The organism is Sphingomonas sorbitolis (assembly GCF_036663875.1).
Taxonomy (GTDB): Bacteria; Pseudomonadota; Alphaproteobacteria; order Sphingomonadales; family Sphingomonadaceae; genus Sphingomonas.
Window position 1 is genome coordinate 933,137 of the sequence record NZ_JAXOJS010000001.1, and the last position, 11,499, is coordinate 944,635.

General features: G+C 67.7%; 11 protein-coding genes. 8 read left to right on the forward strand and 3 right to left on the reverse strand.

What is annotated here, in order from left to right; all coding sequences use genetic code 11:
- Positions 1 to 140: 140 nt before the first annotated feature.
- On the reverse strand, positions 141 to 884 hold the full coding sequence (tpiA, locus tag U1763_RS03805) for a triose-phosphate isomerase (RefSeq protein ID WP_443026874.1): 744 nt from the start codon (positions 882 to 884) through the stop codon (positions 141 to 143).
- A gap of 150 nt (positions 885 to 1,034) precedes the next feature.
- Between tpiA and U1763_RS03810 the strand changes: the two genes are divergently transcribed.
- The gene (locus tag U1763_RS03810; protein ID WP_332754180.1) at positions 1,035 to 2,990 is read left to right on the forward strand and encodes a peptidylprolyl isomerase; all 1,956 of its coding nucleotides are present in this window, start codon (positions 1,035 to 1,037) and stop codon (positions 2,988 to 2,990) included.
- 5 nt (positions 2,991 to 2,995) lie between these two features.
- Positions 2,996 to 4,486: an anthranilate synthase component I gene (gene trpE / locus U1763_RS03815; protein ID WP_332754181.1), complete on the forward strand. Its 1,491-nt coding sequence runs from the start codon at positions 2,996 to 2,998 to the stop codon at positions 4,484 to 4,486.
- 184 nt (positions 4,487 to 4,670) lie between these two features.
- Here trpE and U1763_RS03820 read toward each other — a convergent pair whose 3' ends face one another.
- On the reverse strand, positions 4,671 to 5,075 hold the full coding sequence (locus U1763_RS03820) for a hypothetical protein (RefSeq protein ID WP_132739890.1): 405 nt from the start codon (positions 5,073 to 5,075) through the stop codon (positions 4,671 to 4,673).
- A 197-nt stretch (positions 5,076 to 5,272) separates the two neighbouring features.
- On the opposite strand from U1763_RS03820, the gene U1763_RS03825 reads away from it, so the two are divergent.
- The 4 genes from U1763_RS03825 to moaC are packed head-to-tail and all read left to right on the forward strand — an operon-like array spanning position 5,273 to position 8,187.
- Positions 5,273 to 5,956: an anthranilate synthase component II gene (locus U1763_RS03825; RefSeq protein ID WP_332754407.1), complete on the forward strand. Its 684-nt coding sequence runs from the start codon at positions 5,273 to 5,275 to the stop codon at positions 5,954 to 5,956.
- Positions 5,953 to 6,945 carry an anthranilate phosphoribosyltransferase gene (trpD, locus tag U1763_RS03830; RefSeq protein ID WP_332754182.1) on the forward strand — a complete coding sequence of 331 codons (993 nt, stop codon included), beginning with the start codon at positions 5,953 to 5,955 and terminating at the stop codon, positions 6,943 to 6,945. Before U1763_RS03825 ends, trpD begins: the two co-directional genes overlap by 4 nt.
- Position 6,946: 1 nt before the next feature.
- Positions 6,947 to 7,723 (forward strand): indole-3-glycerol phosphate synthase TrpC, encoded by a 777-nt coding sequence (gene trpC, locus U1763_RS03835; protein ID WP_332754183.1) that lies wholly within the window; start codon positions 6,947 to 6,949, stop codon positions 7,721 to 7,723.
- Positions 7,720 to 8,187, forward strand: a complete 468-nt coding sequence (gene moaC, locus U1763_RS03840) for a cyclic pyranopterin monophosphate synthase MoaC (RefSeq protein WP_056048595.1) — start codon at positions 7,720 to 7,722, stop codon at positions 8,185 to 8,187. Before trpC ends, moaC begins: the two co-directional genes overlap by 4 nt.
- Positions 8,188 to 8,278: 91 nt before the next feature.
- On the opposite strand, the gene U1763_RS03845 is transcribed toward moaC, so the two are convergent.
- Positions 8,279 to 8,974, reverse strand: coding sequence for an energy transducer TonB (locus tag U1763_RS03845; protein ID WP_332754184.1), 696 nt, complete (start codon positions 8,972 to 8,974; stop codon positions 8,279 to 8,281).
- A 597-nt stretch (positions 8,975 to 9,571) separates the two neighbouring features.
- Between U1763_RS03845 and U1763_RS03850 the strand changes: the two genes are divergently transcribed.
- Both U1763_RS03850 and lexA read left to right on the forward strand, forming a co-directional pair.
- Positions 9,572 to 10,753 (forward strand): molybdopterin molybdotransferase MoeA, encoded by a 1,182-nt coding sequence (locus U1763_RS03850; RefSeq protein ID WP_332754185.1) that lies wholly within the window; start codon positions 9,572 to 9,574, stop codon positions 10,751 to 10,753.
- A 68-nt stretch (positions 10,754 to 10,821) separates the two neighbouring features.
- Positions 10,822 to 11,493: a transcriptional repressor LexA gene (gene lexA / locus U1763_RS03855; RefSeq protein WP_332754186.1), complete on the forward strand. Its 672-nt coding sequence runs from the start codon at positions 10,822 to 10,824 to the stop codon at positions 11,491 to 11,493.
- Positions 11,494 to 11,499 lie beyond the last annotated feature (6 nt).

Sequence of the window (11,499 nt, forward strand, 5' to 3'; positions counted from 1 at the left end):
TCCACCTGGCCATATCAACCCTCGCACCAAAGCAGCGTCACGCCGTTTCGCGATCCGCCCGCCGAATCGCTCATTAATCATAAGACGCTAGGGTTTATCGGGACTTAACGACTTTCAACGCAAGCCATCGCCGCCCGCATCTATAACGAGGCCGCTGCCTCAATGATCGGCACGAACTTTTCTGCCGTCAGGCTCGCCCCGCCGACCAGCGCTCCGTCGACGTTCGGTGTATCGAGGATCGACGCCGCATTCGCCCCCGTCACCGAGCCGCCATACAGGATCCGCACCCCCGCCGCCGCATCGCCAATCAGCATCCGCAATTTCGCCCGTGCAATCGCATGGATCGCCGCGATCTCTTCCAACGTAGGCGTCCGCCCCGTGCCGATCGCCCAACGTGGTTCATAGGCGAGCGTAAACCAGCTGCCGTCTGCATTGTCGGGCACCGACTTCTCGATCTGCGCCTGCACCACGCGTTCAGCCCGATCCGCGTCGCGCTCCGCCTCGGTCTCGCCGCAGCACAAAATGACGTGCAGCCCCTGCCGCCGCGCCGCCGCCGCCTTCGCCCACGCATCGTGGCTCGTTTCATGCTGGTCCGCGCGCCGCTCCGAATGCCCGACGATCGTGAAGGACGCGCCGACCTCCTTGACCATTCCCGCCGAGACGCACCCGGTATGCGGGCCGCTATCCGCCTCGTGGACGTCCTCCGCACCGATCGCCAATCCCGGCACGCGCTCCGACGCCGCCGCGATCAACGTGAACGGCACCGCCACCGACACGTCGATCCCCGGCGCCGCACTCGCCGCCGCAGCGATCGCGTGGAGTTCGACGAGCATCGCCCGCGACCCGTTCATCTTCCAGTTTCCGGCTACAAGCTTACGCCGCATCGTCATCTCCCAGATATTTTGCCCAGCGATAGCGCCACACCCGCACCACACAACCCCGCACGACCTGATCGCCGCGTGACGCGCCCGACTTGAAGAGCCGCCCGCGCCCCCGTAAAGCAACCCCGTTCTATCCCTGTCGATCGGCTGTCCATGCTCGCTTTCTTCCGCCGTCTTACCCACTCCAGGGTCGGCGTGATCATCACCTTCCTCGTGCTCGGCGTGATCGCGCTCGCGTTCGCCGCGGGTGACGTGACCGGCCTCAGCTCGATGACGGGTGGCGCAGGGATCACCGGCGGCGACGTCGCCAAGGTCGGTAAGGCCGAGGTCACCGCGAACGAAGTCAAGACGCAGGCGCAGACGCAGCTCGAAGGCTTCCGCCAGGAGCAGCCGACACTCGACATGGCGACGTTCGTCAACCAGGGCGGGCTCGACGGCACGCTCGACCGGATCATCTCCAGCATGGCGCTCGAGCAGTTCGGCCGTGCGCAGGGCATGGTCGTCAGCAAGCGCGCCGTCGACGGCCAGATCGCCAGCATCCCGGCATTGCAGGGCCCGACCGGCAAGTTCGACGAGAATCTCTATCGTCAGGTGCTTGCCCAGCGGAAGCTGACCGACGCGCAGATCCGCAGCGACATCGTCCGTGATACGTTCGCGCAGCAACTTACCATCCCGAGCACCGGTGCCACGCAGGTGTCGAGCCAGCTCGCGCTTCCCTACGCGTCGCTGCTGCTCGAGAAGCGCACCGGAACGATCGGCTTCATCCCCGCCGCAATCGTCCCCGCCGGCCCCGCGCCGAGCGACGCCGACCTGAACACTTTCTACAAGCGTAACATCGCGCGCTACACCGTCCCTGAGCGCCGGATCGTCCGCTACGCGATCGTCTCGCCCGACCGAGTCAAGGCGCAGGCGGTTCCGACCGACGCCGAGATAGCCAAGGCCTATCAGCAGGATCGCGCCCGCTACGCCGCAACCGAGAAGCGCACCATCACGCAGGTCGTCGTCGCCGATCAGGCCGGCGCGACCGCGCTCGCCGCCAAGGTGAAAGCCGGTACCAGCCTCGCCGACGCCGCGCGCGCAGCGGGTCTCGAAGCCTCCACGCAGACGGGCGTCGAGAAGGCCGCCTATGCCAACACTGCGTCCGCACAGGTCGCCGATGCCGTGTTCGCCGCCGCGAGCGGTGCAGTGATCGGCCCGGTCCGCACGCAGCTCGGCTGGACCGTCGCCAAGGTCGACAAGATCGAGAACGTCGCCGGTCGCTCGCTCGACGAGGTCCGCAGTGAGATCGCCGCCGCACTCGGCATCCAGAAGGCGGCCGCCGCGCTGTCCGACGTCCACGACAAGATCGACGACTCGCTCTCGAAGAACGCGACCTTTGACGAAGTGATCGCCGACCAGAAGCTCGCGGCCGTGACCACGCCCGCGCTGATCGCGAGCGGCGTCAATCCGGATGACGCGGCCAGCAAGCCCGATCCCGCGATCGCGCCGCTCGTTGCCGCCGCATTCCAAGCGGCTGAAGGCGATGGCCCGCAGCTCGTCCAACTCGGCACGGATGGCGGTTTCGCCGTCGTCGCGCTCGGCCGCGTCGTCCCCGCGACGCCGCGCCCGCTGGCACAGGTTCGCGCCGCCGTGCTGCAAGATGTGACCGCCGATCGTTCGCGTCAGGCTGCGCGGAAAGTCGCCGCCGACGTGCTCGCGCGGATCAACAAGGGCATGCCGATCCAGCAGTCGCTTTCGCAGACCGGTTTGAAGCTGCCGGCCGCGCGTCCGCTGACCGCCTCGCGTGCGCAGATCGCCGCCGATCCGCGCGGCGCGCCGCCCGCGCTCGCGCTGATGTTCAGCATGGCGCCGAACACCGCCAAGACGCTGGCTGCGCCCGATGACAGCGGCTGGTTCGTCATCAAGCTCGACAGCATCGCCAGTGGCAATGCGGCGGGCAACGATGCCGCAATCAAGGCTGCGCGCGCCAATATCGGCCGCTCGGTCGGTCGCGAATATGTCGAGCAGTTCGCCAAAGCGGTCCGCGCCGATGTTGGCGTGAAGACCAACGCGGCATCGCTCGCCCGCGTCCGCGCCGACCTGCTCGGCAACGGCGCCACCGGGAACTGATCGCCATGAGCGCGCGGGAAGCTTTGGCCGAAGGGCGCCCCGCGCTCGTCTGGCGTCGTCAGGTCGCCGACACCGAAACCCCGGTCGCAGCCGCGCTGAAGCTGATCGAGCCGGGGCGTGGCGACTTCCTGCTCGAATCGGTCGAGGGCGGCGAGATCCGCGGCCGTCACAGCCTGATCGGCCTCGCGCCCGACCTGCTGTTCCGCGCGCATGGCCACAGCGCCGAGATCAACCGTCATTGGGCGACCGATCGCGAGACGTTCGAGCCGTGCCCGGTGCCGACCCTCGATGCGTTGCGCGCACTGGTCGCCGAATGCCGCGCAGAGGTTCCCGCCGAACTGCCCCGCGCGCTCGCCTGCCTGGTCGGCTATTTCGGCTATGAGACGATCGGTCTGGTCGAGACGCTACCGCAACCGCCGGTCGACCCGCTCGGCCTGCCCGACATGATCTTCGTACGGCCGACCGTCGTCCTCGTGTTCGACCGCCTGACCGACGCGCTGTACCTCGTCGCACCCGCCTGGCCCGATCCGTCGCGCAATGCCGAAGTGATCGTGACCGAGGCCGAAGAGCGACTAGATGCGGTTGCCGCGAAGCTGGCCAGCACGCCCGTCCCCGCCCCGATCCGCGCCGACGTCGCCGAGCCTGTCTACACGCCTGCGCTACCCGAAGGCCGCTACGGCGAGATGGTCGCCACCGCAAAGGACTATATCCTCGCCGGCGACATCTTCCAGGTCGTGCTCGCGCAGCGTTTCAGCACGCCGTTCGCGCTCCCTCCGTTCGAGCTCTACCGTTCGCTAAGGCGCATCAACCCTTCGCCGTTCCTCTATCATCTCGACCTGCCCGGCTTCGCGCTGATCGGCTCGAGCCCCGAGATTCTTGTCCGCGTCCGCGACGACGAAGTAACGATCCGCCCGATCGCCGGCACGCGCCCCCGCGGCAAGTCCGCCGCCGAGGACGAGGCAAACCGCGTCAGCCTGCTCGCCGACCCCAAGGAGCGCGCCGAACACCTGATGCTGCTCGATCTGGGACGTAACGATGTCGGCCGCGCGGCTGCGCCAGGGTCGGTGAACGTCACCGCCAGCTACGGCGTCGAATTCTACAGCCACGTCATGCACATCGTCTCGAACGTCGTCGGCACGCTGTCCCCCGACAAAGACGCGCTCGACGCGCTGTTCGCCGGCTTCCCCGCCGGCACCGTCAGCGGCGCGCCGAAAGTCCGCGCCTGCCAGATCATCGCCGAACTCGAACCCGAACGGCGCGGTGCCTACGCCGGCGGGGTCGGCTATTTCTCCCCCGACGGATCGATGGACTCGTGCATTGTACTCCGAACGGCGGTGGTGAAGGACGGCACGATCCACGTCCAGGCCGGTGCCGGCATCGTTGCCGATAGCGTCCCCGAATACGAGCAGCGCGAGTGCGAGGCCAAGGCCGGGGCGATCCTGGCAGCAGCGCAAGAAGCGGTCAGCCGGGCTAAGGCACCGGGCTTCGGGCAGTAAGTCTCGGTGCCCTAGGGCTAAGTTGAGCTCCGTCAGCCTGATCCACCCCGGCGAAGGCCGGGGCCCAAGTGGAAAGGCCACAGTAACGGACCGCAGCCTTCGTTACCCTCGTCCCCCAAATGGGCCCCGGCCTTCGCCGGGGTGGACGCTCTTCAGGCGGTGAGCGGTCCGACGTATCAAACGCTTACGGCGTGGTCGTCGTCTCGCTAGCCGGCGCACGACGCTCCTGTGCATAGGCATTGTTCCGTGCCAGGAAGCAGCCCGACTGGCCGCCCGTCCCGACCGCCGAACACGTATCCGGCAACCCGCCAGCCACGCGTCCAAGCTGGTCCATCGACGCGGCACGGTTCACCCAGCTCTGGTTCTGCGCCGCGATCGGCTTGTCGTCGCGCAGCGCCTTCGGAATACGATAGGGCTGATCGAGCGTCGAGCAGACCACCACCTCGCCGTTGGTCGACGGCGGACACTTCTGATCACCGGTCAGCGTAACGCTGCGGATGCGCTGCGGTGGCGAGGCGACCTGAGCATCCTGCGCGAACGCCATGGTGGGAAGTGCAATCAGTGCGGCAAGGACGACGGTACGAAACATGGATCAGGCTCCTTTGAACGAATAACGTCCGTCCCACGGCATTGCTCCGCACTGAATGAATGCCTGCGCTGCTTCCGCCATATAGGGCTCGCTCCGGCCGATCGCGACCCGCCCGCGACGAAATCGCGATGACCCGGTACGACCGCAGCCCGACGCGGGCATATTGCACCGGGCCCCGCTTAGGCTATGGCGGCGCCATGATCCTCGTCGTCGACAATTACGACAGCTTCACCTGGAACTTGGTCCATTACCTGATGGAACTCGGCGCCGAGGTCGAAGTCGTCCGCAACGATGCGATCTCCGCCGGGCAGGCTCTGTCGTCGGGCGCGGACGCGTTCCTCATTTCCCCCGGCCCCTGCACGCCGACCGAGGCGGGTGTGAGCCTCGACCTGGTCGCGGCCTGCGCGGACGCCGGCAAGCCGCTGCTCGGCGTGTGCCTCGGCCACCAGGCGATCGGCCAGCATTTCGGCGGCAAGGTCGAGCGCGGGGGGCTCATGCACGGCAAGACCTCGCCGGTGCTCCACGACGATACCGGGCTGTACGCCGGATTGCCCTCGCCGTTCATCGCCACGCGCTATCATTCGCTGATCGTCAACGCGGTCCCCGACACGCTGGTGGTCAATGCGACCGCGCAGGACGGTACGGTGATGGGCTTCCGCCACAAGACGCTGCCGATCCACGGCGTGCAGTTCCATCCCGAAAGCATCGCGACGGAACACGGCCACGAGATGCTCGCCAACTTCCTGAAGATGGCGAACATCCCACACCAACTCCCCTCCCGCCTGCGGGAGGGGTCGGGGGAGGGCCGTGCCGCATCCACGACGTCCGTGAAACAGGAAGCCCCTCCCCTAACCCCTCCCGCAAGCGGGAGGGGAATGTGACTGCCGTCGCCCTCCTCCCAGACCCCAGCTCGCCCCTCTCCCGCGAATCCGCCCGCGAGGCGTTCGCGGACATCCTCGACGCCCGCGCCAGCGACGACGCGATCGCCACCTTCCTCACCGACCTGGCAACCCGCGGCGAGACCAGCATCGAGATCGCCGAAGCCGCGCGCGCACTGCGCAACCGGATGATCCCGATCGACGCCCCCGCCGGTGCGATCGACGTCTGCGGCACCGGCGGCGATGGCCACCACACACTCAACGTCTCGACCGCGGTCGCGCTCGTCGTCGCCGCAACCGGCGTCCCCGTCGCCAAGCACGGCAACCGCGCCGCCTCCAGCAAGGCCGGCGCCGCCGACACGCTCGAAGTGCTCGGCCTCGACATGGACCGAGCCGGCGCCACTGCCGAGGCAAGCCTCAACGAGATCGGCATCGCCTTCCTGTTCGCCGCCAACCACCACCCGGCGATGAGACGCATCACCCCGATCCGCCAACGCATAGCCAAGCGCACGATCTTCAACCTGATGGGCCCGCTCGCCAACCCGGCCGGCACCACCCGCCAGCTCATCGGCATCGCCCGCCCCGATTACGTCACGCTCTACGCCGAAGCCCTCGAACAGCTCGGCACCGAAGCCGCGCTCGTCGTCTCGGGCGAAGAAGGCCTCGACGAACTGTCGGGTGCCGGCCCCAGCATTGTCGCCTCGGTAGGCACCGTCGCGCTCCCCGGCAAGGTCACCCCCGAAGACGCCGGCCTCACCCGCCACGCGATCACCGACATCCGCGGCGGCGACGCGCACCACAACGCCGATGCGCTCCGCCGCCTGCTCAAGGGCGAGACCGGCGCCTACCGCGACGCCGTCCTGCTCAACGCCGCCGCCGCCTTGATGGTCGCCGGCACCGTCCCCACCCTCGTCGAAGGCGCCGCGCAAGCCGCCGCCGCCCTCGACACCGGCAGCGCCGACGCGCTGCTCGCCCGCTGGATCGCCTACTGACATGACCATGCTCGACCGCATCATCGAAACCAAGCGCGCCGAAGTCGCTGCCCGCAAAGCCACGACCTCGCTCGCCGACATCGACGCCGGCATCGCCCGCATGTCGAAGCCGCGCGGCTTCCGCGCCGCGCTTGACGCGAAGACCGGCTACGCGCTGGTCGCCGAGGTCAAGAAAGCCAGCCCCTCGAAAGGCTTGATCCGCGCCGACTTCGATCCCGTAGCCCACGCCCGAGCCTATGAAGCCGGCGGTGCCGCGTGCCTCTCGGTGCTGACCGACGAAAAATGGTTCCAGGGCTCCGATGCCTATCTCACCGCGGCCCGCGACGCCGTCTCGATCCCCGTCCTGCGCAAGGACTTCATGGTTGACCCATGGCAGTCGACCGAGGCGCGCGCGATCGGCGCCGACTGCATCCTGATCATCGTCGCCGCGCTCGACGACATCCAGATGGCCGAGATCGAGGCCTCCGCGCTCGAATGCGGGATGGACGTGCTGGTCGAGGTCCACGACGCGCACGAGATGGAGCGCGCGCTGAAGCTCAAGTCACGCCTGATCGGCGTCAACAACCGCGACCTGCGCGACTTCACCGTCGACTTCCAACGCACCTACGACCTCGTCGGCAAGGCACCCAAGGACTGCACTTTCGTCGCCGAAAGCGGCCTCACGACCCGTGCCGAGCTGGACGCGATGGCCGAGCACGGCATCCACTGCTTCCTGATCGGCGAAGCGCTGATGCGCCAGGACGACGTCGAAGCCGCCACCCGAGCGCTCGTCGGGTGACCGGCCTGACCCACATCGACGAAGCCGGCGCGGCAAGAATGGTCGACGTCGGTGGCAAGGCGGTCACCGCCCGCGAAGCCGTCGCCTCGGGCCGCATAACCATGTCCGCCGAAGCCGCCGCGGCCATCGGCGCCGGCACTGCGAAAAAGGGCGACGTCCTCGCCGTCGCGCGCGTCGCCGGCATCATGGCCGCCAAGCGCACCAGCGACCTGATCCCCCTCTGCCACCCGCTCCCGCTCACCAAGGTGGAAATCGATCTGGTCGTCGACGAAACCGGCGTGACCGCCACCGCCACCGCCTCGACCGAAGGCAAGACCGGTGTAGAGATGGAAGCCCTGACGGCGGCCACGGTAACGCTCCTGACGATCTACGACATGGCCAAGGCGATCGACAAGACGATGGTCCTCACCGACATCCGCGTCCGCGCCAAGTCCGGCGGCAAATCCGGCAACTGGACCGCGTAACAGAAAACCCTCTCCTCAACGGGGAGAGGGATAGACGCCAAAGGCGGCGAGGGTGAGGGCAAGCCAAGCAGAACGCGCCTAGCTTTGGACTTCAATCGTCATCCATAGACCAGTCGTGGCTCTCCACGATCGTCGACTCGACCGGCCGGCCCGCAGCATCGAGCGACGGATCATACCGAAACCGCTGCTCGATCAGCCGACACGTCAGTGCATCAAGCTCCCGGCTCCCACTCGACCGGGTCACCCGGCACCGCGAGACTCGCCCATCGGTTTCGACCACGTACCGCACGAATACGCGCCCTCTGATCCCGGTCTCGGCACCGTCGTCCGGATAGTCGGAGTCCTTCAGCCGCCCCTTGCGCCACCGCGGCGGCGTCTCCTCACCACCCCCGCCGTCGCCATTGCCATACCCACCGCTCCCGGTGCCATTGCCGATCCCGCCACTCCCCGTCCCCGGCCCGCGCACATCCGAAGCGCCCGCCGTAGCCTGCGCCCCCACCCCGGCCTTCTCCGCAACCACGACAGGCGGCAGCACCACAACCGGCACCACCGGCGGCGGCGCCACTACCTCGGTAGCCTTCGACTTCAAATTAGGCGGCGACGCAGCCCCCTCCGGCTTGCGGCTAGGCGACGGCCTAGGCCGCACCTTCTCCTCAGGCGGCGGCGGTGGCGGAGGCGGCGCCGCATCGAACACCTTCAACGCATCGCTGACCACCGCCGGCATCGTCACCACCAGCCCGTTGAGCAGCGCATAGCCCAGCACCCCCGGCAACAGCACGGCGCCCACCGCCGCCCCGATCCTGTCTCTCGCCCGAGGCTGATTGCGTGTCATCATGCTGATCTGGTGTCTCTTTCCCCCAAACAAAGCCCCGCATCGGATGAACCCGCGCTGGCCAGACGTTCGAAGGACGCGAAGGCCATCACCCGCCTCCACTTGCCGACCCGAAAGAAAAACAGCGGCACCAACCTACCAGCACCACCCCAGCAAACGGGCACCACCCCAGCGAGCTAGCACCACCCCGGCGAAGGCCGGGGCCCAATTGGGAAGGCCAGCATTATAGCAACCGCCGGCCGCCCAACTCTTGTTTCCCCGCGAAGGCGGGGACCCAGCCTGGGCTCCCGCCTTCGCGGGAGAACAAGGAGGCAGTAGCGAACGTTCGATATCGGTCGACACGGTCAACCATGACGCCGTCACACGGGGCCGGCATCGCTCTGCCCGCTAAGCCAACAACACCTGTCCTACACACCAAACCCATGGCAGAGCGCGGAACATACCCGCGCACCCTACGCTTCTCATTTACCAAACCCCAACCGCCAAATCGCTCCCAGCGTCTGCACTTCCTATACTTCACTTTTCAGAACCGCCCAAAGACAGAGCCTTAGCATGACCCTAGTCCCCGTCGCCGAAGCCCAGACCCGCCTCTTCGCCATGGCCGCCCGCGTCGACCACGAGACCGTGGCCCTACGCGAAGCCGCAGGCCGCTGGGCCGCCGAGGACATCCCCGCCCGCCGCACGCAGCCCGCAGCAGACCTCTCGGCGATGGACGGCTACGCCATCCGCTTTGCAGACCTCCCCGGCCCCTGGAAAGTCATCGGCGAAAGCGCCGCCGGCCGCCCCTTCATGGGCCACGTCGCCGCCGGCCAAGCCACCCGCATCTTCACCGGCGCCGCCATGCCCGAAGGCGCCGACACCGTCATGGTCCAGGAAGAAGCCGAGCGCGACGGCGAAACCCTGATCCTCGCCGGCGAAGGCCCGCCAACGCTCGGCCGCAACACCCGCCGCAAGGGCCTCGATTTCTCCACCGGCACCCGCCTGATCGCCGCCGGCGATCGCCTCAGCCCCGCGCGCATCGCCGTCGCCGCGACTGGCGGCCACGGCAGCCTCACCGTCAACCGCCGCGTCCGCGTCGCCGTCGCCGCCACCGGCGACGAACTCGTCCCCCCCGGCTCGACCACCGACGGCGTCGCGCTCCCCGAATCGAACGGCATCATGCTCGCCGCGATGCTCGCCGACATGCCCGTCGACATCATCGACCTCGGCATCCTCCCCGACAATCTCGAAGTCCTCCGCGAAGCCTTCGCCAGCGTCGAGGCCGACCTGCTCGTCACCACCGGCGGCGCATCGGTAGGCGACCACGACCTCGTCCGCCCGGCGATCGAAGCCGCCAACGGCACCATCGATTTCTGGCGGATCGCGCTGCGCCCCGGCAAGCCGATGATGGCCGGCCGGATCGGCGAGATGATGGTGCTCGGCCTCCCCGGCAACCCGGTCTCCGCGTTCGTCACCGCGACGTTGTTCGTGAAGCCCGTCGTCGCGCACATGGCCGGCGCACGCGACCCGCTCCCTCAGTCGACCCATGCGCTGCTCGGCGAAGACCTCCCCGCCAACAATGCCCGCACCGACTATCTCCGCGCCGAACTGCGCGACGGCAAAGCCTATGCCTCGACGATCCAGGACAGTTCGATGCTGCTCACGCTGGCCCGGTCGACCTGCCTGATCGTCCGCCCCGGCAACGCACCCGTAGCAAAGACGGGCGAATCGGCGGAAATCCTGGTGATCGCGTGATACGGACGCTTGACGCCGTTAATTATGTTCCATAGAAGTTCCCAGTCTGTTCCGGACGGAGAACCGCCATGCTCACGCGCAAGCAGCACGAACTCGTCTGCTTTATCAACGATCGCCTCAACGATACCGGCGTCTCGCCGTCGTTCGAGGAGATGAAGGACGCACTCGACCTCAAGTCGAAGTCGGGCGTCCACCGTCTGATCAGCGCGCTCGAGGAGCGCAACTTCATCCGCCGCCTTCCCAACCGTGCGCGCGCACTCGAAGTGCTTCGCATGCCCGAGCGCGCCGAGAAAAAGGCGCCATCAAAGGCGTCGAACGTAAAGCCCTCGCCCGCTACCGCGCCACAGCCAGCGAACGACGTCGTCGAGATCCCCCTCCACGGCCGCATCGCCGCCGGCGTCCCGATCGAAGCGTTCGAAGGCAGCACGATGCTGGCCGTCCCCGCCGCACTGCTGGGTTCGGGTGAACACTATGCGCTCGAAGTCTCCGGCGACTCCATGGTCGAGGCCGGTATCCTAGACGGCGACTACGCCCTGATTCGCCGCACCGAGACCGCCCGAGACGGCGAGATCGTCGTCGCCCTGATCGAAGACAGCGAAGCCACCCTGAAATACTTCCGCCGCGAAGGCGCCATGGTCCGCCTCGACCCTGCAAACCGAGCCTACGACCCCCAACGCTACGCCCCCGCCCAAGTCCGCGTCCAAGGCAAACTCTCCGGCATCCTCCGCCGCTACGACTGAACTACC

Coding starts and splice junctions, on each gene's coding strand:
- lexA (WP_332754186.1), top strand. CDS start 10,822: ATGCTCACGCGCAAGCAGCACGAACTCGTCTGCTTTATCAACGATCGC.
- U1763_RS03825 (WP_332754407.1), top strand. CDS start 5,273: ATGATCCTCGTCGTCGACAATTACGACAGCTTCACCTGGAACTTGGTC.
- U1763_RS03820 (WP_132739890.1), bottom strand. CDS start 5,075: ATGTTTCGTACCGTCGTCCTTGCCGCACTGATTGCACTTCCCACCATG.
- trpE (WP_332754181.1), top strand. CDS start 2,996: ATGAGCGCGCGGGAAGCTTTGGCCGAAGGGCGCCCCGCGCTCGTCTGG.
- U1763_RS03810 (WP_332754180.1), top strand. CDS start 1,035: ATGCTCGCTTTCTTCCGCCGTCTTACCCACTCCAGGGTCGGCGTGATC.
- trpC (WP_332754183.1), top strand. CDS start 6,947: ATGACCATGCTCGACCGCATCATCGAAACCAAGCGCGCCGAAGTCGCT.
- tpiA (WP_443026874.1), bottom strand. CDS start 884: ATGCGGCGTAAGCTTGTAGCCGGAAACTGGAAGATGAACGGGTCGCGG.
- U1763_RS03850 (WP_332754185.1), top strand. CDS start 9,572: ATGACCCTAGTCCCCGTCGCCGAAGCCCAGACCCGCCTCTTCGCCATG.